Origin of the sequence: Pseudoalteromonas sp. GW168-MNA-CIBAN-0100 (assembly GCF_040309225.1) — a bacterium.
GTDB lineage: Bacteria > Pseudomonadota > Gammaproteobacteria > Enterobacterales > Alteromonadaceae > Pseudoalteromonas > Pseudoalteromonas arctica.
In genome coordinates this window covers 1-394 of sequence record NZ_JBEOOL010000183.1, presented here as the reverse complement: position 1 = coordinate 394, position 394 = coordinate 1, and the positions used below count along the sequence as shown (strand labels likewise).

Sequence of the window (394 nt, the reverse complement as noted above, 5' to 3'; positions counted from 1 at the left end):
GTTAGGCCAATGGGGATTTACCGCGCAAATGGCTCAGTTAGAATCTACTCGTGTAATTCCTGATGCTTTACTGTGGAGTACTCGCGTTAATTTCAGGCCATTACAGCAATTAGAAATTGCACTGAGCTGGTCAGCGCAATGGGCTGGCGATGGCCAACCTAGTTCAGCGAGTGACTTTATTGATATAGTGACAGGTGAAGCAGCTTGTATAGATGGCACTACTACTTGTGATGATGAATTAAAATCTAAGATTGGTAATCAACTTGCGGGTATAGATATTCGCTGGTCTGACACTTTATTTAGCCAACCGTACGCAATTTATGCAAGTACCATTGGTGAAGATGCCAGCTCAAAGTTTAAACCTGTCGACAGAGCCTATTTATTTGGTGTACAA

The 394-nt window shown here is 42.6% G+C and carries 1 protein-coding gene; it reads left to right on the top strand.

The features are described 5' to 3' along the window. A partial coding sequence (locus tag AAEY62_RS20630) for a capsule assembly Wzi family protein (protein ID WP_350636117.1) occupies window positions 1-394 on the top strand: 394 nt, incomplete at both ends.